Below are 25,686 nucleotides of genomic sequence, written 5' to 3'. Positions count from 1 at the left end.
CAAAATCAATGTATGCGACAACTTAAGATTACTAGACAGGTTACTAATAGGGATACAAAATCTCTAGAAAAATATTTTCAAGAAATCAGTAAAATTGATCTTATTACCGCAGAAGAAGAAGTAGAACTAGCCCACCGAATCAAAAAAGGTGATCAAAAAGCCCTTGATAAACTGGTCAATGCCAATTTACGATTTGTGGTTTCAGCAGCTAAGCAGTATCAAAACAGGGGGCTAAAACTTTCAGATCTTATCAATGAGGGAAATGTAGGCTTGATAAAGGCTGCCAAACGCTTTGATGAAACCAGAGGCTTCAAATTCATTTCTTATGCAGTTTGGTGGATACGGCAATCAATGATGCAGGCTATCGCCAATAGAGGAAAAACAATACGACTACCCCAAAACAAGATTGCCACCAACCGAAAAATCTATAAGGTTTATGCGGGTCTTGAGCAAAAATTTCAAAGACCGCCAAGCGCTAGTGAAATAGCCAACGAACTTGACATAACCGAAAACAAGGTAAAAAGTGTCATGAAAAATTCAGGGCGTTCCCTTTCATTGGATGCTCCGCTGAAAGAAGGTGAAACCTCAACATTGCAAAATGTTTTGATATCAAAAGAATCAACCAGTCCTGATAAAGAAATGATGCGGGAATCACTTTCTACAGACATCAACAATGTTCTAGATACAATACCTATAAGACAACGTCAAGTCATCGAGCTATACTACGGTCTTGGTAATGAACCTGCAATGAGCCTCTCGCAAATCAGTGATATTTTTGACCTTACCCGAGAACGCGTAAGACAAATACGTGAAAGAGGACTTCGATCCTTGCGAAACAAGTCGAGAAGTAAAGTTTTAATGGCCCACTTGTAGCAGTTGGCATCTAGTTAAATTGAATCTTATTCTAACGCTTGTGATATATCGGCGATAATATCATTAATATGCTCCAGACCAACCGATACCCGAACCATACCATCGGTGATGCCAACTTTTTTTCGTTCTTCTTCGGAAAGTTTACTATGGGTTGTTGATGCCGGGTGGGTCACGATACTTCTTGAATCACCCAAATTGGCTGAAAGTGATAATAGTTTAATAGAATCGAAGAATTTACGGCCTGCTTGCAGTCCGCCATTGACCTCAAAGGCAACCACACAGCCTCCCGCTTTCATCTGTTTTTTGGCCAGTTCGTATTTTGGATGGGATTTCAAAAAAGGGTATTTTACCCAATTCACTTTCGGATGATTTTCCAAAAATTCGGCTAATTTTAATGCGTTTTCACAATGTCTATCTATCCGAACAGCCAAGGTTTCCAAGCTTTTTGAGAGTACCCATGCGTTGAATGGGGACAATGCTGGGCCTGTGATTCGTGAAAAGCGATAGATCTTTTCAATCATATCAGCTTTTCCAACTGTCACTCCTGCCAAAACCCTTCCTTGGCCATCCATTAATTTGGTACCGGAATGGATGACCAAATCGGCTCCAAACTTAATGGGCTGCTGTAAATAGGGGGATGCAAAACAGTTGTCGACAATAAAAATCAGGTTGTGCTTTTTTGCGATGCTTCCCAACGCTTCCAAATCGAGTACATCTACCCCGGGGTTGGTCGGTGATTCGGCATAGATAATTTTGGTGTTTGGTTGAATTGTAGCTTCCAGTCCTTCCAAATCATCAACCTCAAAAAAGGAGGTCTCAATATTCCATTTAGGGAAAAAATTAGTGTACAGACTGTGGGTCGAACCAAAAACACTGCGCGCACTTAAAATATGGTCACCACTGTTCAATAATGCCGCAAAGGTTGAAAAGACGGCTGCCATACCCGAGGCGAAAGCAAAGCCTGCTTCGGCCCCTTCCATTTCGCAGACTTTTTCCACAAACTCGGATGTATTCGGATTGGAATACCGTGAATACACATTCCGTTCTTTTTCCTCAGCAAATGAGGCCCGCATGTCCTCTGCATCTTCAAACACATAACTGGAGGTCAAAAACATGGGACTCGAATGCTCCAAATATTGGGTGCGTTCCAGCTGGTTTCTGATGGCATTGGTCTCAAACCTTCGGTTTTCGGTTTCTTGTTTATGGTTTGTGGTTTCAGGTTTTTTCATGATTAGCTGTACGCTTTATGCTATTAGCTATATGTGGTTCTACACTCGTAATTCTAAAATCTAAACTCCTACAGTTTCTCTGCAATCCGTAGAATATCCCCAAAAACACCTCTTGCGGTGACGGCGGCCCCTGCTCCTGCCCCTTGTATCACAATCGGTTTTTCACCATAGGATTCTGTGTAAATCTCGATAATGGAATCCGAACCAGATACTTGCCCCAACGCACTTGTTTTAGGAACAGAAATCAATTTTACATCCAAAACACCTTTATCCTGTTGTAAATCGCCATGCAAATCGCCAACATATCGGAGTACATGGTCGGGTTTTTGTTCTTCCTTTATCTGCTGGAATTTTTCATCCAACTGCTCCAAACTGTTCAAAAACTGCACTTTTGAAATGGTTTCCAACTCCTTCGGAATCAAATTTTCAATGGAAATATCGCTGAGCTCATTCCGTAAATCCAATTCACGGGCGAGGATGAGCAATTTCCTGCCCACATCGTTTCCTGATAAATCTTCGCGGGGGTCAGGTTCGGTGTAGCCATTTTCCATAGCTTCACGCACAATTTCAGAAAAAGACCGTTCAGATTCAGAAAATATATTGAAAATATAGCTCAGCGACCCTGAAAACACCCCTTTGATTCTGGTAATGTTTTCCCCCGACAGGTGTAACAGCTTGATAGTATCAATCAATGGCAAACCCGCGCCTACATTGGTCTCATAGAGGTACTGTTTTTGATTTTTGTCCAACGCATCGCGTACCAATTCATAATAATCGAAGTTCAAGGTATTGGCGATTTTATTTGAAGAGACCAAATCGAATCCCGAGGCAATCAAATCAAAATAGTGGTTCACGAAATCGGTGTTGGCAGTATTGTCAACAGCAATCAGATTGCCCAGATGATGTGCTTTGGCAAAATTGCCCACATCGGAAACTTTGTAGGGCTTTCCATTTTTCTCGATAGCTTGTCGCCAATTTTTGCCGATGCCCTTCGCGTTCAGTACCAGTTTTCTTGAATTCGCCACTGCAAAAATATTGAGGTCAATTCCCTTACGCTTGGCTATTTTTTTATGGCTTTTTAGCATTTGGTCCACCAAGGTTCCGCCTACGTTGCCATGGCCGAAAATGGCCACGTTCACCTTCTTGTCAATACCAAAAATCTGACCGTGCATCACATTGAGGGCCTTGTTTAAATCTGCACTATTAACCACAAGACTGATATTCTTTCCTGAAATGGTGTTGTTGAACAGCAATGGCACTATTCCGTTCTTTATCAATGCATTGAAGGGGTGGTGAAAGGTGCTCATATCTTGCCCAATCACCGAAATCACAGCAACATTTTTGTTCACAGTGATGGTGTTCACATCCTTTTCGGAATAATCTTTTGCAAATTCATCTTGCAATGCTTTTTTGGCTTCGGTAGCCCTATCCGCATCCACCACCATGCCAATACCACGTTCTGAAGAACCTTGTGAAATAATGCCCACATTGATGTTGTGTCGTCCCAAAGTGTTAAAAATTCGGGCATCAACGCCCACTTTTCCCAAAAGACCCCTGCCTTCCAAATTCACCAAAGCCACATTTTCAATGACAGAAAGTGATTTAATGCCCTCTTTATTGGTCTTGGAGCTTATCAAAGTGCCTTTGGAATCTTCGTTGAACGTGTTCAGAATTCGCAACGGAATATTTTTTTCAATCAATGGGATGATGGTTTTGGCATGCAAGACCTTTGCCCCAAAATTAGCCAGCTCGTTCGCTTCGGCATAGGACAGGTTTTCAATGATTCTGGCATCGGATACGTAATCGGGATTGGCCGTAAAAATTCCATCGACATGGGTATAGTTGAGCATCTCTTCGGCATCCAGAAAATTGGCCAGTAAAGCTGCGGTATAATTACTACCATTTCTACCCAAAGTGGTGGTCTCCCCTTTTTGGTTAGAGGCGATAAAACCCGTTACCACGGGAATCATATCAGTTTCCAACCTAGAGAATTTTTGCAGTACATTTTTCTTGGATTGGATTTCATCTACCTTGGCATTGCCAAAACCATCATCGGTCTTTATCAATTCACGGGCATCAAAAAACTGCGCTTTTATACCCCTTTCCTTCAATAATTGAACAACCAATTTGCTGGAGATGAGTTCTCCGAAAGCTAAAAATTCATCCTTGGTCTTGGCACTGTAGTCACCGACCAAAGAAACACCTTCCAATTTTTTGGCGACCTGTTGTATTTCACTGGAAAAATCGGTCGTGTGAAAATCTTCGGTCTGGTAGGCCGTGAAGGCGTCCACATCATCTTGATACGCTTCACCCTCGGCAGCCTTGGCAAGCATTTTTTCCAAAGTGTCGGTAGCCTTTTCGCGTGCAGAGAGTACCACGGCTATTCTTTCGCCATTCCGGGCCTTTTTTGAAATGATATCCAAAACACGTTCCAAGCCATGGCCATTGCCCAAAGATTTTCCGCCAAACTTTAAAATCTTGAGTCCCTGCTTTTTACCCTTTTGAGGAAAAATGTCTTTCAGCAGGTTTTCCAATTGCCGAAACTCCATCAAAAAGGCATCATGGCCATGCAGGGATTGCACTTCACCGTAGGTAACATTGCTGTTGGCCTGTGCCAACCTTTTATGGGTTTCCTTATTCTCGGCCGCAGTAAAAAAGAGGTCGGAATTCACCCCGATGATATGGATTTTCAAATCACTTTGACGCAATCGTTCAAAGGCCTCATCTCCATTACGGGCAATATCGATGGTTTTGAGCAGTTGGTTCATCAACTTGTAGGCTGAAAGCTGAAAACGTTCCTGTAACTTTTTTCCGTGGTGCATCAACCAGCTTTCCACATTAAAAACATTCAGCTCTTCGTTTGTGCTGCGCTTGAACCGCTCTTTAAAGGATTCAGGAGTACGGTAACACAGCATGGCATGCATACGGGCATCGTGCACGGGCTGGCTCGAATTGTTCAAAATCTGCTCCTGTATCTGGCAGTTGGCGATAAGCCAATCGGTGGATTTCCAATCCGAAGCAACGGGAATCAAGTGTTCTGTAATATCGGGATTGTAAGCCGCCATTTCCCAAGCGACACCACCGCCCAGCGAACCGCCGATGATGACAAAAAGCCGACTTATTTTTAACTCCTTTAGACCCTTCAAGAAAATACGGGCCACATCCCCCGCTACAAAATCCTTGTAATTGTCGATAACAAAACCATCATAGCCATTCCCTGGAATGTTGAAGGCCAAAATGGTGAACTTTTGGGTGTCGATACACTTGCCCTCCCCAATCAAATCGGTCCACCAACCATTCTCACCAGCCACATTGGAGTTGCCCGTCAAGGCATGGTTGACCAAAACTATGGGGGCGGTATGCAGTTGTTGCCCAAAAACCTCATAGGATAACTGTAGGTCTTGAACCACTCCGCTCAGGGTCGTGTAGTTTGGTATTTTAATTTTTTGGAGCATGTATTTTTTATTTAGCTCCCCTCTTTGTCTAAAGAGGGGTGATTCCGCTTTGCGGAATCGGGGAGTTTTAAATTTTTCTCAAACCCTCCGTCATTCCGTTTTCACGGAATGCCACCTCCCCTCATCTAAGGGGAGGAGCTATTACTTTTTGCTTTTTATGCCAATACTGATTTGTCAATCGTCGCAAAGGCGGCTTCTAAATCAGCTTTTAAGTCTTTTAAATCTTCCAATCCAACGGAAAGGCGAATCAAATCTTTGGTTACTCCCGTTGCTTCTTGCGATTCATCGCTCAACTGTTGGTGGGTGGTACTTGCTGGATGTATGATCAGCGACTTGGTATCGCCAATGTTTGCCAACAAAGAGAAAATTTTGGTTTCATCGGCAATCTTTTTAGCAGATTCAAAGCCACCCTTGACCCCAAAGGTCACGATGCTGCTCTGACCCTTTGGCAAATAGGCATCGGCTTGGGCCTTAAACTTGCTTGTTTTCAATCCAGGATAGTTTACCCAAGTCACTTCGTCACGTTCTTGAAGCCATTCGGCCAAGGCCAATGCGTTCTCACTGTGCTTTTTCATGCGCACTTCCAAAGTTTCCAATCCCTGAATGATTTGAAAGGCATTGAACGGACTCAAACAGGCGCCATGGTCGCGTAAGCCCTCAATACGTACTTTGGCGATAAAGGCTGCCGGACCCAATGCCTCATGATAGACCAGACCATGATAGCCAGGTGAGGGTTCGGTGAATTCTGGAAACTTACCATTGGCCCAATCGAAGGTTCCCGCATCAATAATGGCACCGCCCAAGGCCGTACCGTTACCATTGATGTATTTGGTGAGGGAATGGATGACAATATTTGCCCCATGCTCTATCGGGTTCAAGAGTGCAGGGGAAGCCACGGTATTATCTACAATAAACGGTACTTTCGCTTTTTTGGCCTCGGATGAAATTGCTTTTAAATCGAGCACATCCAATTTGGGATTTCCAATGGACTCCACAAAAATGGCACGTGTATTTTCTTGAACCGCCTTACCAAAATTGGCAGGGTCAGTTGGGTCAACAAAGGTGGTGGTGATGCCCAATCTCGGTAGTGTAACGCTCAATAAATTATAGGTGCCGCCATAGAGACTGTTCGAAGAAACAATATGGTCACCAGCCTTTAACAGCACCAAAAGTGTGGTATTCAAAGCTGCGGTACCCGAAGCGGTTACCACTGAGGCGATTCCACCTTCAAGAGCTGCCAAACGCTGCTCCAGAATATCATTGGTCGGATTGTTGATTCGGGTGTAGATGTTGCCAAACTCCGCCAGTGAAAATAGATTGGCCGCATGGTCGGCATCGTTGAACACGTAAGCCGTGGATTGATAAATGGGCACTGCCCTGGTACCACCGTTTACAGTTACATCGTGCCCCGCATGCAGGGCATTGGTCGCTTTTGAAAAATTTTGATTTTGCTCGCTCATGTTTTCTAATTTTTGTTGTTGAACAATTTGGATTCCCACTCCCGATAGCTATCGGGACGGGAATAAAAAAACACGAAGTCACTCCGCCATTGTGGATGACCTAATCAAAAAGTTATAAGAAAGTGAAAAATCGAAATGGTTCGATGGTTGCTATCTTTTCCCACACTTGCGGGATAGAATGTAGCACCTTTTCCGCAGGGGGCGGCAGGTTGCTAAGGCTTCAAAGGGTCTATTCCCTCCACCTTTCTTGATAACTCGTCAATACGTGTTTGAACTTCTTAGAATTTGTCTTAAAAGACATTCTGAAACAAATATAACGGCAGAATTTCGGATTATCCTAATGATTTTGGAAAATTTCACGATTTCCTAGTGGATTTCAGATTTCTCACATTCGTATGAAATGATACTTGAGTCTGACTAGTCATTTCGAAATAAGTTCACCAAAAACAAAAGATTGAGAAATCTTTTTTCAGTTTACTAACCAAAACTTCTCTCAAGAAATAAATTGCTGTAAAAAACACCCCTAAAGTCCCCTCAAGGGGACAATTTATTTTAATACCGAAAACTCCAAACTCGAATCGGTGAACACCGTATGGGTCTGTGTTTGAAAATCCGCTTCATCCGCTTTAAAAATATTCTCCACATAGGTCTGCGGATTCAAGTCAATCAACGGAAACCAGGTGCTCTGTACCTGAACCTGAAGCTTATGCCCTTTTTTGAACGTGTGGAACACATCTTGCAGCTTAATGTTCACGTCTGTCTTTTTATTTGGTGTAAATGGTTCTGGATTTGAAAAACTATTTCGAAAACGTCCTCGCAGCACCTCGCTCCGCACCATCAGATGATAATTGCTCATTTTCAAATGGTCTTGCATTTCTTCGTTGGTCTCGACATCGTCGGGATGCACATCAATGATTTTTACAATCCAATCTGCTGCTGTACCCGTGGTGGCCACTTTTAGGTTGGCCATGATAGGGCCGGCCAAGGTCAAATCTTCGGTCAGCTCGTCCGTTTCAAAAACCAAAACATCAGCGCGCCGGGCAGCGAAGCGTTGATCGTCGGTCATATACTTTCTCGGCGTAAAGACCGATTTGATGTCCTCTGAATAGGGTACGGGTTTGTCGACATCGCTGATAAATTTGATTTCAGTAATATTTTTTGGTTCTTCGGTCAACTCTTGGTCATCAGAAAGATACATGATCTTTTTCTCAGCATCTTTTGGTGGCCATGCAGGCAACTCGCTCCATTCCTTTCGCCCTGAATCAAAAACATAGGCTTCGGGAAGGCCAGTTTTGCCGTCTCCTTCACCCTTTAAAAAATGATTGAAAAACTTGCTCTCAATCTTATCCTGATAAAAATTGGAGATGGAATCCCCAAAATAATAGTTGCCCACCAGATTGCGCTCACTCCGTCGTGCCCAACGGCCATGGTCCCAAGGGCCAAAAACCATCGTATTATAAGCTCCCTCGTTGTATTTTTCGATGTTCTTGTAGGTTTCCAACGGGCCATAAAGGTCTTCGGCATCGAACCAACCGCCCACAATCATGGTGGCGACATGGGGTTCGGTCTCATCCAAATGCTGGATCAGTCCTCGGCTTTGCCAAAGTTCATCGTAATTGGGGTGCTCTTTCAATTCATTCCAAAAGAAATCATCGGTCATATTATCGGCAACCAGCCTCGTATCATCTGGAGTTTCATACTCAAAAAAGTGGTTCAAATTTTTGAGCGGACCTGCATCCAGAAAGAATTGATACTGGTCTTCGGTACCGATATCGGGTAGCTCGTACCAAGCCGTGTCCACAGGCTGGTCGCCGTTTGGCCTGGGAGTGCCAAAAAGGGAGGTTGCCCGAAAATAACTCAACAAATAGGCACCGTTATGGTGAAAATCATCAAAAAAGAAATCCCCGATACAGGCTTGCGGCGAGGAGGCTTTTAAAGCAGGATGTGGATCAATGGTTCCGTACGTGGCGTAAAATCCAGGGTATGAAATGCCCCAAAGCCCCACACGACCATTGTTGCTCTCCACATTGTTGACCAACCAGTCGATGGTATCATAGGTATCCGAACTTTCATCTACCTGTTGATCAGAAGTTTTATTGGGGATGTAGGCCCGCATATTCTCATAATGCCCTTCGCTCATCCATCGACCGCGCACATCTTGATAGACCACAATGTAGCCCTCTTTCATCATGCTCACATTGGGGCTTATTTGTTCTCGAAACTGCCCCTCACCATACGGTCTAGAGCTGTACGGGGTACGCTGCATGATGATGGGATATTCTTTGGAAGTATCCTTTGGGGAATAAATCGTGGTATGCAGTTTTACCCCATCGCGCATCGCAATATCAACCTCTTGCTTGGTATAGTTATCGGCAACGTAGTTTTCTTCAACAGTCTCTTTTTTGACTGTTTTTTTACAGGATTGGAATGAAAAAGAAATCAGAAATAGAAAAAGGGAAATGCGAAATAAGGTTTTCATTAGGTAGTTTTTTGATGGAAATAAAACTACGAAGAATTCCCATAAAAACACCCTCTGTCGCCTTTGGCGGACTGTCCCTTGAAAGGGATAATTAAAAGCTCCTCCCCTTGGTTAAGGGGAGGTGGTTTCGTCTGAAAGACGGAAACGGAGGGGATTGAAGACAACCGTAAGTAAATCAACCCTTTCCGCCCTGTCTGCCATTGGCAGACAGGGCACCTTTCCCTATCCAGGGAAAGGAATTTTTTATAGTATTCCAAAAGCCGCCTTCACTTCATCAACCATATCCAACTTCTCCCAAGTGAAAAGCTCCACTTCTTTTTCGATTCGGCCATTGTAAGGCGATTCAAAGACTTTGCTTACCGATTGTGATTCTTTTCCAAAATGACCGTAAGCAGCGGTTTCTGAATAAATTGGATTTCTAAGTTTTAGTCTTTTTTCAATGGAATAAGGTCGCATATCAAACAGTTCCTTGACTTTTTTGGCAATCTCGCCATCAGACAAATCCACTTTGGCAGTACCGAAAGTATCAACAAAGATTGAAGTTGGCTCCACCACCCCAATGGCATAACTCACCTGAACCAAGATTTCATCTGCAACACCCGCTGCCACCAAGTTTTTGGCAGCATGTCGAGCGGCATAGGCCGCACTGCGATCTACTTTACTCGGATCTTTACCACTAAAGGCTCCACCACCATGCGCTCCTTTACCACCGTAAGTATCAACAATGATTTTACGACCGGTCAGGCCGGCATCACCGTGAGGACCACCGATGACAAACTTTCCCGTCGGATTGATATGATATTTGATGTTGCCATCGAACAACTGTTGAATGTTATTTGGTAGCTGGCTTTTGACTTTCGGAATTAAAATCTCGATGATATCCTTTTTGATTTTGGCCAACATGGCCTCATCTTCATCAAATTCGTCATGCTGAGTTGAAACTACAATGGTATCAATACGTTGTGGAATATTTTCATCGGAGTATTCTATGGTCACCTGTGCCTTGGCATCAGGTCTCAGGTATGCAATTTGAGTGCCATCCCTTCTCAAATCAGCCAACACCTGAAGGATCTTGTGCGAAATATCCAACGCCAACGGCATGTAGTTATCGGTTTCTTTGGTAGCATAGCCGAACATCATGCCCTGATCGCCTGCACCTTGTTCTTCTTTCGATGCCCTATCTACCCCTTGATTGATATCTTGTGATTGTTCGTGAATGAGCGATATCACACCGCACGAATCTCCACTAAATTGATATTCGCCTTTAGTGTAACCAATAGTATTAATGACGCTACGGGCAAGGTTCTGAACATCCAAATAGGTATCACTTTTGACCTCACCTGCCAAAACTACTTGTCCGGTTGTGACCAAAGTCTCACAGGCCACTTTGCTATCGGGGTCAAAGGCCAAAAAATTATCCAATAGGGCATCACTGATTTGATCGGCAATTTTATCAGGGTGTCCTTCACTGACAGATTCTGAAGTAAATAAATATGACATCTCTTTTTATTTTGGGAAGATCTGACGTGAATAGTTAAAGAAGCTCGGTCTCTTAAAAGAGATGCCAAAACAAACTTGGCATGAACTGCTTTAGCATTTTTAGTCCCTGAGTCAAGTTCAGGACAGAGAGGTTGCAATCAGTCAAATCTTTCCTCGTTAGGCCACCAAAAATAGAATAAATGTATAGTATGGCAAAAAGAAATAAAGTTGCGGCCTAGATATTAGTTTAATGGCAAAAATATTGGTTGTATCGCATTTGAAAAGTTTAAAAATTTTCACCCATGGAGGATAACTTTGTATATTGCAAACTCCGACTTTTTACACATTAGCCTAAACACACCACTACTATGCATATTGCGGTTGCCGGAAACATTGGAGCAGGAAAAACCACGCTGACCACCTTACTTTCAAAACATTACAAATGGGAAGCGCATTTTGAGGATGTGGTCGACAATCCCTACCTCGATGATTTCTATACCCAAATGGAGCGGTGGAGTTTTAATCTTCAGATTTATTTCTTGAACAGTCGGTACAGACAAATTCTAAGGATTCGCGAGAGCGGCAAAAATGTGATACAAGACCGAACCATATATGAGGATGCCCATATTTTTGCCCCCAATTTACATGCCATGGGCCTCATGACCAATCGGGACTTCAACAACTACAAAAGTCTCTTTGAACTGATGGAAACCTTGGTGCAGCCACCCGACCTTTTAATTTATTTGCGTAGCTCTATCCCCAATTTGGTAAACCAAATTCATAAACGTGGGCGTGATTATGAAAACAGTATTTCCATTGACTATCTGAGTCGTTTGAACGAACGTTATGAGGCATGGGTAAATACGTATGAAAAAGGAAAACTATTGATTTTTAATGTCGATGAGCTCAACTTTGTTGATGAACCCGAGCATTTAGGCGAGGTCATCAACCGTATTGATGCGGAGATTCACGGTCTGTTTTAGTTCATTGCACAAAACCATGTTTTTTAGCATGTTTATAGGCTTCCTCAGTTTTATTGACCAATAAAAAAGGAGCGTCAGTATATTCTTTGAACAGATTTTCTATGCGTTTTATTCTCTTGCCATCGTTCACACTGCGAAGGTAGATGGACTTAATTCGATTTGGGAATTTTTTTGACACCTCTATATAAATATCACCATCCTTTTCGCCGCTATCACCAATTAAAATAAACGGAAGTTCAGGATAGGTTTTCAAGATATTCACAATCTCATGGTATTTGTGGGGCCACTCTCCTGGCTTCTTCCTGGCACGAAAGCTCGCCATACGACGCAGCAAAATCGGCCCTTTTGGAAAATTATTGGCCATCAGAAAGAGTTCTAGATAGCGATAGAGATTCCATGGGCTGTGGCTGACATAAAATATAGGATTGGCCGCCTCACCGGATTTCCCTAAATGCAATTGGTGATAAAATTCGGCACTACCTTCAAGAGCTCTTCTCTTGGTCGCACTTTTAAGAAAGGTATTGAGTATCACCTTCCATTTCAGGGAAGAAACCACGCCCGTATGCAAAATGGTATCGTCAATATCACTAATGACCCCAAACTCTGAGGTGGTTTGTGGAATCAGCATTTCTATCGGAAATCGATTCTGGTGCACTACTTCGCGATGCAAATGCATGTTGGAAAACGAGGCTTCGGCCAACAACCAGCCTTCTTGGTTTATTAATGCTGACAAGCCGTCGACCTTTTCATTCAACAAAAAATAGCCATGATCATCCGTGGTCGTGGTCAGACTTTCTCCGTTCGTCAATTTGACGATAAGGTCTGCATGCTTGATTTCATCGGTTTCAAAACGTTTCCAAGAATTGCGGATGAGATTGAAAAGCCCTTTCTGATTCAAATCAATCTCTTCATCCTCAAGGGCTCGTCCGCGAAGGTACAATCGTGAAGCAGTACCATAACTCTGAAAGCCTATGACCTGAAGTTTGTCTTTTTTGAACAGCCCCATGAAAACAAAGATAACAGGCTTTTGAAGTGTGCTTTGCGCTTTCAATGCAAATTTATGTTCTAAAAGCGAACCCCTCCGTCATCTTCTCCGTCTCTAGCGGATTTGATGACACCTCCCCTTGACTAAGGGAGGGAGCTTTTAAAGAAAAATAAAAAACCATCCTGAAATATCAGGATGGTTTTTAATATTTCAATACAGCGACAGCTATTCGACAGCTACAGAGCTATTGTATTCCGCGACTGCTTTTTTTACCTCTTCTTTGGTTGCTCCCGTAAACTCACGGACTTCTTTTTTGACCTCGCCATTTACTTCTAAAGTAGTATATATCATTGCTTGATAGCCCTCATCGGTTGTCGTCATTTCTATACGAACTTCCTTATCCAAATCATTCAGCATTCCCATTTCATCAGCAGGTGCCAAACTCACCAAGCTCGGTGCAATGACCAAGGCCACTACAGACATCAATTTCAGCAAGATGTTCAACGAAGGTCCAGAAGTATCCTTAAAGGGATCCCCAACGGTATCCCCAACAACGGCAGCCTTGTGAGCATCGGAACCTTTACGGCCTTCGCTTTCAATGGTCTTCTTGGCATTGTCCCAAGCACCACCAGCATTGGATTGGAAAATCGCCATCAAAACTCCAGCAGTGGTCACACCAGCCAACAAACCGCCCAACATATTCGCACCGCCCAAGAAACCAACGGCAACAGGTACTGCGATGGCCAATAGCCCTGGCAATACCATCTCACGGATGGATGCTTTGGTTGAAATCTCAACACATTTATCATATTCAGCAACGCCGTCAGCAGCTTCAAAAATGCGCATATCAGCCTCACTGGCCTTTGACAAATCAGAATCATATTTACGCATGACTTCCAAAGCAGCTTTCAATTGGGGAATATCCCTGAACTGGCGACGTACCTCTTCGATCATTGACATCGCCGCACGGCCCACAGCATTCATCGAAAGGGCTGAGAACACAAACGGAAGCATCCCCCCGACCAATAAACCTGCCATAATCTTGGGTTGAGACACATCAATTGATGTTACCCCCGCAGTTTTCATAAAGGCAGCAAAAAGTGCCAGAGCAGTCAAAGCAGCTGAGGCAATTGCAAACCCTTTACCAATGGCCGCAGTGGTGTTTCCTACAGCATCCAATTTATCGGTACGCTCACGTACTTCGCTTGGCAGTTCGGCCATTTCGGCGATACCACCTGCATTGTCAGAAATAGGCCCGTAGGCATCAACTGCCAATTGGATTCCTGTATTGGCCAACATCCCTACGGCAGCAATCGCAATTCCATATAAACCTGCAAAATGGTGCGATACCAAAATAGCAGCGGCAATCAGAATGATTGGAATCATCGTAGACATCATGCCCACACCCAAACCAGCGATGATATTGGTAGCGGAACCAGTTTCAGACTGTCGCACAATGGCATTTACAGGTTTGGTACCCGTACCCGTATAATATTCCGTTACCTTACCAACGGCCAAACCCGCAACCAAACCTGCAATGGTGGCCCAGAACACGCCCATGGAAGTGTATTCTTTTCCGCCATCGACCCAAGATTCTGGCAACATCATGGTAATCAAGAAATAGGAAGCGACCAACATTAAGGCGGCAGAGCCGAATTCACCGATATTCAATGCGGTCTGTGGATTACCACCATCCTTCACACGAACAAAAAATGTTCCGATGATGGACATCACAATACCTGCTGCGGCCAATGCCAAAGGCAGATAAACGGCTCCCAATCCATCAAAAGAATTTGCAAAAGCGGGATTGGTGGCAAAAATGGCCCCCAATACCATGGTACCGATGATTGAACCGACATACGATTCAAAAAGGTCAGCACCCATACCAGCAACATCACCCACATTGTCACCCACATTATCTGCGATGGTCGCAGGGTTCAATGGGTGATCTTCAGGAATACCAGCCTCAACCTTACCTACAAGGTCCGCACCAACATCAGCAGCTTTGGTATAGATACCGCCGCCCACACGTGCAAAAAGTGCGATGGATGATGCGCCCAATGAGAAGCCTGAAAGTACGTTCAAGACTTCGGTCAACGACCAGCCCTGCCCGCTATAAATCATAAAAAGTCCACTTAAACCTAAGACACCGAGACCAACAACACCAAGCCCCATGACCGAACCCCCTGCAAAAGCCACTTCAAGCGCTTTACCCAATGAAGTTCGAGCTGCATTTGTGGTACGCACGTTGGCCTTTGTTGCAACTTTCATCCCAATAAATCCTGCCAAGGCAGAACAAATGGCGCCTACAATAAAGGATACAGCGACCATTCCGTTTGAGCCTTCTTCATTCTGTCCTTTGAAAAACAGAAGTACTGCAACGGCAACAACGAAGATGGCCAATATCTTGTATTCAGCCTTTAGGAAAGACATGGCACCGTCGGCAATATTCTTGGCAATTCTGGCCATTTTATCATCGCCAACCGCCTGTTTTGAGACCCATGCATTTTTAATGGCCACGTAAAGCAGCGCCAAAATACCAAACCCCCATAGGTAAGGAACTAATGATTCCATAAATTAAGTTTTTAAGTTGTTTAAAGTGGCGCAAAAGTAGTAAAACCGCCCAGAATAAAAAAAGCCCTTTTCTCGGTAAAGAAAGGGCTTTTGATTTCTTGTTCACAAGCTTATATCATGAACGTTCGCTTTACTTTATGGCTGCTTTCATCGTAACGTTGCACACACTTTCGGTAAATTTCCTTGGCTTTTTCGGCATTGCTCCAACCACCGGTATCGACCTTTTTTTCCTCCAAATCCTTATAGACCTGAAAGAAATGCTCAATCTCTTTTAATCGATGTGGATTTAGGTCGCTGATATCGGTATTCTTGCTCCAAATAGGATCATTGACGGGCACACAGATAATCTTTTCATCAGGACCTTTTTCATCGGTCATGTGGAAAACACCAATGGGCCGCACCTCCATCACCACCATGGGATAGGTGGGTTCGGTACCCAAAACGAGCACATCCAACGGGTCGGAATCAAGGGCCAAGGTCTCGGGCACAAAGCCATAATCGCCAGGATACATCATCGATGAGAACAAGGTTCTGTCAAATCGTATTTTATGTAGTGTGAAATCGTATTCATATTTGTTACGACTTCCCTTGGGAATCTCAATCAACACGTCAAATGTGACTTCGTCATTCTTGGCCATATCAGTTTTTTAAATGTCGTGCAAAAGTACTGCTATTATGCGGTTTACAGGTTAAGGGAATGTGAAATTGGAAAGGGATGTTGGATGTTCGATGTGTGATGTTTGCCTTTCATTCTTTTATTGTGGACACGAATTTCACTAATTCTCACGAATTGCTTTTCGAATTTGGTGCTCAAGTTTTGAGCTTTTGAGCTGTTCCACAGAGTTACGCGAAGGCTCACTGAGATTTGCAGAGTAATTATCGATTATACTCTTCAACCTATATGCTAATGAACTTCTTGACAATTAGCTTTTCGTCATGTACCATTTACAATTCTAATTTCACACTTCAAATGGATACGAATTACACGAATGGTCACTAATTGAATTAGTATTTGAAACTAGTGTTTGAGTTTGATTTGAATCTGCGTTTTAAAACTGTTCCGCAGAATTGTATGAAGGCTCTCAGATGTTTGCTGAATACTTTGTTAAACTTTTAAACTGCTAAACCCATAAACTCTGTCGTCTTTTGTTTCCCGTCCTCGGTCATCAAATTAAAAGCTAAACCCAAAACTTCCGGTCACGCCAAAGGGCCGTGCGTTGGGATTGTCTAAATAATTGCCACGGAAGTTGAAATCGATCCTGAAAATTTTAAAGATGTTGCCAATTCCGAAGGAATATTCCCAATAAATCTGGTCATCGGGGGCAATCAACGGGATGTTGGTCGGCGAGCTTAAGGCAATGTTTTCGTCGGATAAAGAACCCCACGCCCCTCGAAGCCCCACAATCTCACGGAGGTTCAACTTGCGTAAAAATGGAATACGCGAAAAAATACGGCCATTAAAATTGTGCTCTAAATGTACCGTGGCATAGGTATCGGTCACAAACTCATAAAAATCAAGGTTGGGAAAAGTGTTGTACAACGAAAACACGGTCTGGTTGCCCGGAATCACGCTCAACAACCCTAAAGGCACTTCGCCAAAGGTTCTGCCCAATTCCACAGTGCTCAACAAGCGGCCAAAGCCACCAATCTGCCAAGGTTGGGTATATGAAAATTGCAATCGTTGGTAGTCAAAATCACTTTCTAAAAAACCACTGATCCCCGCGGTGTAATTCAAAAGCAGCGTACTGTAATCTTCATTGACATCACGCCGTTCTACCCCATAGCCAATCGTACGCTTGCCCGGGGTAAAAATCAATGTAGTGTTGATATCAAACTGCTTGACTTCGGCAGATATGCCTGTTGGTGAACTTGGGTCGATGTACTCTAGACTAAAATCTTCTGGCAAAGCTGAACTCAAGGTTCTGAATGAGCTGCCCAGTCGTATCCTAAAATTTTGAATGGGTTCCATTTCCACACTAAATGTCGACAGGTTGATATTGCTCAATCGATTGTTGGCCCCAACCGAAACCAAGGATGATGAAGCAATGCTACGCCCCAAAACATCGTTCGTGGCCGTCAGGCTCAACCCCAACTGCTCTACATCACGGCGATGCCCGCCAGACAGAATCAAGCGGCTTTTTCTATCCAACAAAAACTTGGCCGAAAAGCCATGTTTGAACTTTTTATCGTCAAAACCATAGGCCATGTAGCCTTCTAATCGCCAAGGGTCATTTTGCCCAAAATAGGTGCGTGCACCGCCACGCACCCGAATGCCCTCAGCGTCATTGATGCCAAAAGTGCTGTAGATATCGCCAATGTCAATATTCCATTTATCAATTTCAACGTAGCCAGAGCCTAAAATACTGACCAAATCATAATAGGTGCGGAACTTAGGAACCGTTTTAAGCGTATCCAACAATTTGAAAATTCCGGATTCATCTTCATTGAGACTTTCTAAACGGGCATTTTTCCAAAACAAGCTGTCACGATCAAAAACCCTCAGATCGTAGGGGTCAGCTTCGGCTTCATAGAATTCAATGGGCTTATCCAAATCAAACACATAATTGTCATACACCGTGGTACGCTTGCCGTAGACCCCACGGGATTCTTCCTTCTTTGAAAAGGCAAAATCACTGAGCATGTAATCACGCTTCAACAAAAACACCGAATCGTTGACCACCTCAAAATCCTGCTCAATATAGATTTCTTTCACCCAGTTGATGTTGGCACTTTTGGTGACTTCCATATTGATTTTCTTCACTGCAAAGGTGGTATCGTTCACCCAAAAATCACCTTTGAAGGTCAGTTCGTTTTTCCGCCTTGGATAATAAATGATGTTATAACACCATTTGTCATCAATGAACGTACTATCAGATAGCACATAGTTGTACACATCAACCCCGGTTCGGGAAAGCGGACTCGTAAAACTCTTGTCAAAAAACTTGAGATAGTTGTTGTAGATATCGTAATCGGAATACAAATCTTCAACAAAAGCGGTAATCGCCTGATTGCCCGAAAAACCTGAGCTTTTATTGCCCAGCACGTCTTCTTTTTCCAATTCATAGCGGTTGTCGCCATAAACCTTTGAAAACACTTCGTTCAAAAACATGGGCAGATAGGTCTTGCCCGTGATTCGCGAAGTGTCGAGATTATCGAACATAAATTCCAATCCCTTAAAAAGCTTGCTTTTGATAAGCGCACTGTCAATGGTGTTCAGGTCAAACTCTACCTTTTCGTATTTGTCATACTGGTAACTTTTGAACTGCCGCAAACCGTTGATGCGCTTTTTGGCCCATATTTTCTTTAGGATTTCTACTGCTGGATTGTTCTTTTTGGATTGCTTCCCAGTATAAACTACCACCTCATCGAGCTGTTCGGCAGATGCTGACAACACAATTTCCAAATTATAGTTGACCCTGCCAGAGAGGGAAACTTCCTTGGTTTCATATCCAATGTAGGAAACCATAATGGCGTCAAAGGTATTATCCGATTCAAAATAAAACCGCCCATTATCATTGGTGATGGTACCCTCAGAGGCATCCTTAAAAATAATATTGGCAAAGGCTATAGGGTCACCCGAATCGTCAACGACGATACCACCGACTTTTGTTTGGGAAAATAAAACAATGGGCAAAAAAAGAAGAAAGAGTAGGAATCTGTTCATTTTTTGATAGCAATCTCAAGCGAAACAACAGTTTCAATTGCGCTTTAGGTCGATTTTGGTTTTGAGTAATTTTCTATCAAAAAGTATTCCGTTAAAAAAGCCTCGCCAACTTTCGTCGGCAAGGCTAATATACCTTACAATAGTCGCAAACTTATTTATATAACACTTTCTTAACAGCTTTGATGACATCATCACTGTTGGGTAACCATTCTTTCAACAGCACTGGCGAATAGGGTGCTGGAGTGTCTGCAGTATTTAATTTAACAATTGGTGCATCCAGGTAGTCAAAGGCTTTATCCTGAACGTGGTAGATAATTTCAGTGGCCACATTGCCAAAAGGCCATGCTTCCTCTAAAATCACCAATCGATTGGTTTTTTTGACCGAATTCAAGATTGCATCATGGTCCATCGGGCGTACGGTGCGCAAGTCGATGATTTCGCAGCTTATATTTTCTTTTTCAAGCTCATCGGCAGCTTTGTAGGCCTCTTTGATGATTTTTCCGAAGGAAACGATGGTCACATCAGAACCTTCTCTTTTGATATCGGCTACCCCGATCGGAATGGTATATTCGTCTTCTGGTACTTCACCCTTATCACCATACATTTGCTCTGACTCCATGAAGATTACCGGATCGTCATCGCGAATAGATGATTTCAACAACCCCTTGGCATCTGCGGGATTCGAGGGCACCACCACTTTCAAACCAGGACAATTGGCAAACCAACTTTCAAAGGCCTGCGAGTGCGTTGCCGCCAATTGGCCTGCAGAAGCCGTTGGGCCACGAAAAACAATCGGACAGTTAAACTGACCGCCTGACATCTGCCTGATTTTCGCGGCGTTGTTTATGATTTGGTCAATACCGACCAAAGCAAAATTAAAGGTCATAAATTCAATGATGGGTCGATTTCCGTTCATGGCCGACCCAACGCCAACCCCTGCAAAACCCAATTCAGAAATAGGAGTGTCGATGACCCGCTCAGGTCCGAACTCATCCAACATCCCCTTTGAAGCTTTGTAAGCACCATTGTATTCAGCCACCTCTTCACCCATAAGATAGATGGTGTCATCTCTGCGCATTTCTTCGGTCATGGCTTCGGCAATGGCTTGCCTGAACTGTAATGTCTTCATAAAAACTTTTTAAAGGTCGTATTGGTAAAAATGCAAGCAAAAATAGGAAAATATATTAGGAAAGGATAAGCTTGGCTTTTCAAAAAAAGAGTAAAAATTTATTATGCATGCATAATAAATTATGCGATTTTATAGCTATATTTGGCCGTAAATTTTGATAGTTATGAAGATATTGGTTTGCATTAGCAACGTACCTGATACGACCTCAAAAATCAATTTTACCGAAGGTGATACCAAGTTTGACACCAACGGTGTGCAATTCGTCATCAATCCGAATGATGAGTTCGGACTGACCCGTGCCATGTGGTTCAAGGAAAAGCAAGGCGCAACGGTGCATGTGGCCACAGTTGGTGATGCCTCGGTTGAACCCACGATGCGAAAAGCGTTGGCCATCGGTGCCGATGAGGCCATTCGTATCAATGCTGTGCCTACAGATGGTTTTTTTGTGGCCCGACAATTGGCCGAAGTGGTCAAAAACGGTGGTTATGATTTGGTCATTGGTGGAAGGGAAAGCATCGACTATAATGGAGGAATGGTTCCAGGTATCATGGCCACTTTATTGGATATGAATTTTGTCAACACCTGCATCGGACTTGAAATTGAAGGAAACGAGGCGACTGCTGTGCGTGAAATTGATGGTGGTAAAGAAACATTGAAAGCTTCATTGCCTTTGGTCATTGGCGGCCAAAAAGGCTTGGTAGAAGAAAGTGATTTGCGCATTCCCAACATGCGAGGAATCATGATGGCCCGTAAAAAAGCTCTTAATGTAGTTGAACCAGTGGATGCCCCATCACAAACCAACGACAACAAGTTTGAAAAACCTGCTCCAAAAGGTGCCGTTAAATTGGTTGATGCGGGTAATGTAGGTGAATTGGTAAATCTATTACATAACGAAGCAAAAGTTATATAAATTCCAAACATCAAATTCCAAATTCCAACAGTTGGGATTTGGAGCTTGGGGTTTGGAGCTTAAATAAAATATTATGTCAATACTAGTATACACAGAAACGGATAAAGGAACATTCAAAAAAAACGCTTTTGAAGTTGCCTCTTATGCCTATGACATAGGCCAAAAAATGGGTGAATCGGTCACGGCTATCGCGGTCAATGCAGAAAATCCAGCAGAACTGGGCGAGTATGGCGTATCAAAAGTGCTGAACATCAAAAATGATAATCTTGGCACCTTTAACGCAAAGGCGTATGCCAGTTGTATTTCGCAAGCCGCCGAAGCCGAAGGGGCTCAAGTGATTGTTATCAGCTCTAGCGCTGACAGCAAATTTTTAAGCGGGATCTTGGCGGCCAAGCTCAATGCAGGCTACGTTCCCAATGTAGTGGCCGCTCCCGAAAGCATTTCGCCCTTCATGGTCAAACGTACCGCTTTTAGCAACAAAGGTTTTGCCCATACCGAAATAACCGCTGACACTAAAATTATTGGGGTATCCAACAATGCGTTTGGCGTTCATGAGAATAATGTTTCCGCTATTGTTGAAGATTTTAGTCCAGATTTAGGAGATGCTGATTTTTCAACAAAATCTGTCGAAGTAGACAAAGTTGTTGGCAAAGCGACCATTGCTGATGCCGATGTTGTGGTTTCCGGTGGTCGTGGCCTCAAAGGTCCTGAAAATTGGGGCATGATTGAAGAACTGGCCGATGTTTTGGGTGCGGCAACGGCCTGTTCAAAACCCGTTTCCGACATGGGGTGGCGCCCTCACAGCGAGCACGTGGGCCAAACGGGCAAGCCAGTGGCCAGCAACCTCTATATCGCGGTCGGTATTTCTGGTGCAATCCAGCATTTGGCAGGGGTGAGTGCCTCTAAGACCAAAGTGGTTATCAACAATGACCCTGAGGCTCCTTTCTTTAAAGCTGCCGATTACGGTATCGTTGGCGATGCCTTTGAAGTGGTGCCCGAACTCATCGAAAAATTAAAGGAATTTAAAGCCCAGAACGCCTAATTTTTGTTAATTTGTTCCTTTAAAGGGGCTGTTCAGGTAGATGGCAACGCCGCCTATCTGGATGGCCTTTTGATTTTCAGGAGGATATATGAGTTTAGTTCGGTTAAAAATAAAGGGAATCTCTTACAGCCAAACCCAAAATGGGGCCTACGCACTGATTTTGAATGAAGTCGAAGGTGATAGAAAGCTACCCATTGTCATCGGGGCCTTTGAGGCACAGTCCATCGCCATTGCTTTGGAGAAGGAAATCAAACCTCCCCGCCCATTGACCCATGACCTGTTCAAGAATTTTTCAGACCGATTTGATATTGTCATCAAACAGGTCATCATCCATAAACTGGTCGATGGGGTCTTCTATTCAAGCATTATCTGTGAGCGTGATAAAATCGAAGAGATTATTGATGCCCGCACCAGCGACGCCATCGCCTTGGCATTGCGCTTTGATGCACCGATTTTCACCTATAAAACGATTTTGGACAAAGCGGGAATCTTTCTAAAATTTTCTTCAAAAGAAGAAGATGACGAAGAAAAAGATGATAGCATCATGGTCGATGAAATTCTTCAAGAAGGGGAAACCGTTGAGATAGAATCCTCTGGGTCAGAAGGCTATCGCGAAATGACCTTGGAAGAACTGCATAAAGAACTGGATAAGGCCGTCGCCAATGAAGACTACGAAAAAGCGGCCAAACTTCGCGACGAAATCTCCAAGCGCAAATAACCAAACCATTTTATGGGCAATCGATTTCTAGGGTTCATTGTACTTTTCTTACTGGTTTGCTTCCCTACTTTTTCACAAGATTCCATAATTCCGGTAGTCGACGCTACCACGCTAAATGATATTCAGACCGGTAACGAAATGCTTCCCAATCAGGGCTTCTCCATCAATTCACTTTGGCGTGGCGCTTTGGGCATGCTGGCTTTGGTGGGCATCGCCTTTTTGTTCAGTGCCAATAGAAAGGCCATCAATTGGAAAATGGTCGGCATCGGTTTGGGCATTCAATTGCTCATTGCCATAGGGGTTTTGAAGGTTCCGTTTGTAAAATTGGTGTTTGAGAGTATCGGAAAAGTGTTTATCAATATTTTGGATTTTACCCGTTCGGGAAGCAAGTTTTTGTTTGAAGGCTTGGTGGTGGATACCGAAACTTTTGGCTATATTTTTGCCTTTCAAGTTTTGCCGACCATTGTTTTCTTTTCTGCTTTGACCTCGGTATTGTTTTATCTGGGGATCATTCAAAAAGTGGTCAAGGGCCTGGCTTGGTTGTTGACCAAATCATTGGGCATTTCAGGAGCGGAAAGTCTATCCATCGCCGGAAACATTTTTTTGGGCCAAACGGAAGCACCGCTGCTTATCAAGGCCTATCTCGAAAAGATGAACAAATCAGAAATCCTTTTGGTTATGATTGGTGGTATGGCGACCGTTGCAGGAGCCGTACTGGCCGCCTATATCGGATTTCTGGGTGGTGACGACCCTGAACTACGCCTTGTTTTTGCAAAACACTTGCTGGCTGCTTCTGTGATGGCAGCCCCGGGTGCCATCGTGGTCTCCAAGATTTTATATCCCCAGACTGAAAAAATCAATACCGATGTTGAAGTATCTTCCGATAAAATCGGGGCCAATTTTTTGGATGCCATCGCCAACGGTACCACTGAAGGACTGAAACTCGCACTTAACGTCGGTGCCATGCTCTTGGTCTTTGTGGCCTTTATCGCCATGATCAATGGTATTTTAGGTTGGATTGGCGATTGGTCCACCCTCAACAATTGGGTGGCGGCCAATTCGCCCTACGATACGTTTTCTCTCGAAGCCATTCTGGGTACGGTCTTCGCTCCCCTGATGTGGTTGATAGGCGTCAACAACGAAGACATCATGTTGATGGGGCAGTTATTGGGCATCAAATTGGCGGCCAGTGAGTTTGTGGGATACATCCAACTGGCAGAATTGAAGGATTTGGCGAGTTCCACGCGATTCACCTATAACAAATCGGTCATCATGGCCACTTATATGCTCTGCGGATTTGCCAATTTTGCTTCCATAGGTATCCAAATCGGGGGCATCGGCTCCCTTGCTCCAGGCCAGCGAAAAACCCTTTCTGAATTTGGGATGCGCGCCGTGCTCGGCGGCACTTTAGCTTCGCTGATTTCAGCCACGATTGCGGGAATGATTTTGGGGTAAAGGCCCTCCCCTATCCCTCCAAAGGAGGGGGTTTTATTCTGTACTATGAAAAAGTGGATTGTCCCCTTGAGGGGACAGCGAATCCGTCGTTGGCGGAAAGCAGGGGTGTAAAAGTGTCAAAAAACACCCCCCTTACCCCCCCCTCAAGGGGGGAATTCGTCGTTGATAATTTTTTCATAAGTGATTGGTAGAAAATGAAAAGATGCGTGCTTTCCTATTTATTTTAGTGCGATAAAATTTTTGCTAACGAATAAATAGTTCCCTCTCCGAGCCTGTGCTGAGCGCAGTCGAAGCAGGGAGACGGAAGAGAAGGCTTTTTATGAAACAATACCACGATTTATTGCGCCATGTACTCGAACACGGCAACCAAAAAGAAGACCGTACCGGCACGGGGACCATCAGTGTTTTTGGCTATCAAATGCGATTTGATCTGCAGGAAGGTTTTCCGATGGTGACCACCAAAAAATTGCACCTGAAAAGCATCATTCATGAACTGCTCTGGTTTTTGAAAGGCGATACCAACATCAAATACCTTCAGGAAAACGGCGTACGCATCTGGAACGAGTGGGCCGACGAAAATGGTGATTTGGGACCTGTATACGGACACCAATGGCGCAATTGGAACAGCGAAGGCATCGACCAAATCAAAGCAGCTGTTGAAGCACTGAAAAACAATCCCGATAGCCGGCGTATCATCGTTTCGGCTTGGAACCCCAGCGTATTGCCCGACACCTCGGTGTCGTTTTCAGAAAATGTGGCAAATGGCAAAGCAGCCCTGCCCCCTTGCCACGCTTTTTTTCAATTTTATGTGGCCAATGGCAAATTGAGCTGCCAGCTCTACCAACGCAGTGCCGATATCTTTTTGGGCGTGCCCTTTAACATTGCCAGTTATGCCTTGTTGACATTGATGATGGCTCAAGTATGCGGTTTTGAGCCTGGAGAATTTATTCTCACCTTTGGTGATGCCCATATTTACAACAACCATCTCGAACAGATTGAACTGCAATTGAGCCGCGAACCACGGCCCCTGCCCACCATGCAACTCAACCCAGAAGTCAAAAACATCTTCGATTTTAAATTTGAGGACTTTACCCTGTTGAACTATGACCCCCACCCGCATATTAAAGGGGTTGTGGCCGTATGATTTATTTAAAAAAAATAATCACTTTCACAATAGTTTTTAAAACATTTGTGGGGATTGGGCAAAAAAAATATGTCCGACGAAGTTGAAAGCTTTCCCGAAATTCAACT

The 25,686-nt window shown here is 43.8% G+C and carries 17 protein-coding genes and 1 riboswitch; of the genes, 7 read left to right on the top strand and 10 right to left on the bottom strand.

Annotation, left to right across the window (positions count from 1 at the left end; all coding sequences use genetic code 11):
* The first annotated feature begins 12 nt into the window (after positions 1 to 12).
* A complete protein-coding gene (locus tag AAAH86_RS10735) occupies positions 13 to 873 on the top strand; it encodes an RNA polymerase sigma factor RpoD/SigA (protein WP_343487610.1) in 861 nt (286 codons plus the stop codon).
* 26 nt (positions 874 to 899) lie between these two features.
* Here AAAH86_RS10735 and AAAH86_RS10730 read toward each other — a convergent pair whose 3' ends face one another.
* The 5 genes from AAAH86_RS10730 to metK all read right to left on the bottom strand — a co-directional run bounded on the left by AAAH86_RS10730 (position 900) and on the right by metK (position 10,996).
* Positions 900 to 2,102: an aminotransferase class I/II-fold pyridoxal phosphate-dependent enzyme gene (locus AAAH86_RS10730; protein ID WP_343487609.1), complete on the bottom strand. Its 1,203-nt coding sequence runs from the start codon at positions 2,100 to 2,102 to the stop codon at positions 900 to 902.
* Between the two features lie 68 nt (positions 2,103 to 2,170).
* Complete coding sequence (gene thrA / locus AAAH86_RS10725; RefSeq protein ID WP_343487608.1) at positions 2,171 to 5,557, bottom strand: bifunctional aspartate kinase/homoserine dehydrogenase I; 3,387 nt, start codon at positions 5,555 to 5,557, stop codon at positions 2,171 to 2,173.
* A gap of 155 nt (positions 5,558 to 5,712) precedes the next feature.
* Positions 5,713 to 7,017 (bottom strand): O-acetylhomoserine aminocarboxypropyltransferase/cysteine synthase family protein, encoded by a 1,305-nt coding sequence (locus AAAH86_RS10720; protein ID WP_343487607.1) that lies wholly within the window; start codon positions 7,015 to 7,017, stop codon positions 5,713 to 5,715.
* A 147-nt stretch (positions 7,018 to 7,164) separates the two neighbouring features.
* A riboswitch (SAM riboswitch) is annotated at positions 7,165 to 7,274 on the bottom strand.
* Positions 7,275 to 7,564: 290 nt separating this feature from the next.
* Positions 7,565 to 9,496: a CocE/NonD family hydrolase gene (locus AAAH86_RS10715; protein WP_343487606.1), complete on the bottom strand. Its 1,932-nt coding sequence runs from the start codon at positions 9,494 to 9,496 to the stop codon at positions 7,565 to 7,567.
* A 243-nt stretch (positions 9,497 to 9,739) separates the two neighbouring features.
* Positions 9,740 to 10,996 (bottom strand): methionine adenosyltransferase, encoded by a 1,257-nt coding sequence (gene metK, locus AAAH86_RS10710; protein ID WP_343487605.1) that lies wholly within the window; start codon positions 10,994 to 10,996, stop codon positions 9,740 to 9,742.
* Between the two features lie 347 nt (positions 10,997 to 11,343).
* Between metK and AAAH86_RS10705 the strand changes: the two genes are divergently transcribed.
* Positions 11,344 to 11,958: a deoxynucleoside kinase gene (locus tag AAAH86_RS10705; protein ID WP_343487604.1), complete on the top strand. Its 615-nt coding sequence runs from the start codon at positions 11,344 to 11,346 to the stop codon at positions 11,956 to 11,958.
* A 1-nt stretch (position 11,959) separates the two neighbouring features.
* Here the strand turns inward: AAAH86_RS10705 and AAAH86_RS10700 are convergent, their stop codons facing one another.
* From AAAH86_RS10700 to AAAH86_RS10680, 5 genes are all read right to left on the bottom strand, one after another.
* On the bottom strand, positions 11,960 to 12,964 hold the full coding sequence (locus AAAH86_RS10700; protein ID WP_343487603.1) for a phosphatase domain-containing protein: 1,005 nt from the start codon (positions 12,962 to 12,964) through the stop codon (positions 11,960 to 11,962).
* A 204-nt stretch (positions 12,965 to 13,168) separates the two neighbouring features.
* On the bottom strand, positions 13,169 to 15,517 hold the full coding sequence (locus AAAH86_RS10695; RefSeq protein ID WP_343487602.1) for a sodium-translocating pyrophosphatase: 2,349 nt from the start codon (positions 15,515 to 15,517) through the stop codon (positions 13,169 to 13,171).
* Between the two features lie 110 nt (positions 15,518 to 15,627).
* Positions 15,628 to 16,155: an inorganic diphosphatase gene (locus AAAH86_RS10690; RefSeq protein ID WP_343487601.1), complete on the bottom strand. Its 528-nt coding sequence runs from the start codon at positions 16,153 to 16,155 to the stop codon at positions 15,628 to 15,630.
* Between the two features lie 533 nt (positions 16,156 to 16,688).
* Positions 16,689 to 19,181 carry a DUF5686 family protein gene (locus AAAH86_RS10685; protein WP_343487600.1) on the bottom strand — a complete coding sequence of 831 codons (2,493 nt, stop codon included), beginning with the start codon at positions 19,179 to 19,181 and terminating at the stop codon, positions 16,689 to 16,691.
* 151 nt (positions 19,182 to 19,332) lie between these two features.
* Positions 19,333 to 20,310 carry a pyruvate dehydrogenase complex E1 component subunit beta gene (locus AAAH86_RS10680; RefSeq protein ID WP_343487599.1) on the bottom strand — a complete coding sequence of 326 codons (978 nt, stop codon included), beginning with the start codon at positions 20,308 to 20,310 and terminating at the stop codon, positions 19,333 to 19,335.
* A 163-nt stretch (positions 20,311 to 20,473) separates the two neighbouring features.
* On the opposite strand from AAAH86_RS10680, the gene AAAH86_RS10675 reads away from it, so the two are divergent.
* From AAAH86_RS10675 to AAAH86_RS10655, 5 genes are all read left to right on the top strand, one after another.
* Positions 20,474 to 21,220, top strand: coding sequence for an electron transfer flavoprotein subunit beta/FixA family protein (locus tag AAAH86_RS10675; protein WP_343487598.1), 747 nt, complete (start codon positions 20,474 to 20,476; stop codon positions 21,218 to 21,220).
* 73 nt (positions 21,221 to 21,293) lie between these two features.
* On the top strand, positions 21,294 to 22,262 hold the full coding sequence (locus AAAH86_RS10670; protein ID WP_343487597.1) for an electron transfer flavoprotein subunit alpha/FixB family protein: 969 nt from the start codon (positions 21,294 to 21,296) through the stop codon (positions 22,260 to 22,262).
* An 88-nt stretch (positions 22,263 to 22,350) separates the two neighbouring features.
* Positions 22,351 to 22,980: a bifunctional nuclease family protein gene (locus AAAH86_RS10665; RefSeq protein WP_343487596.1), complete on the top strand. Its 630-nt coding sequence runs from the start codon at positions 22,351 to 22,353 to the stop codon at positions 22,978 to 22,980.
* A gap of 12 nt (positions 22,981 to 22,992) precedes the next feature.
* Positions 22,993 to 24,435 carry a nucleoside transporter C-terminal domain-containing protein gene (locus AAAH86_RS10660; protein WP_343487595.1) on the top strand — a complete coding sequence of 481 codons (1,443 nt, stop codon included), beginning with the start codon at positions 22,993 to 22,995 and terminating at the stop codon, positions 24,433 to 24,435.
* A 319-nt stretch (positions 24,436 to 24,754) separates the two neighbouring features.
* Positions 24,755 to 25,579, top strand: coding sequence for a thymidylate synthase (locus AAAH86_RS10655; protein WP_343487594.1), 825 nt, complete (start codon positions 24,755 to 24,757; stop codon positions 25,577 to 25,579).
* The last annotated feature ends 107 nt before the right edge of the window (positions 25,580 to 25,686 follow it).

The organism is Allomuricauda sp. d1, assembly GCF_039592695.1.
Classification (GTDB): Bacteria; Bacteroidota; Bacteroidia; order Flavobacteriales; family Flavobacteriaceae; genus Flagellimonas_A.
Note: the sequence above shows the minus strand (reverse complement) of the source record. Positions and strands in the feature narration are given on the sequence as shown.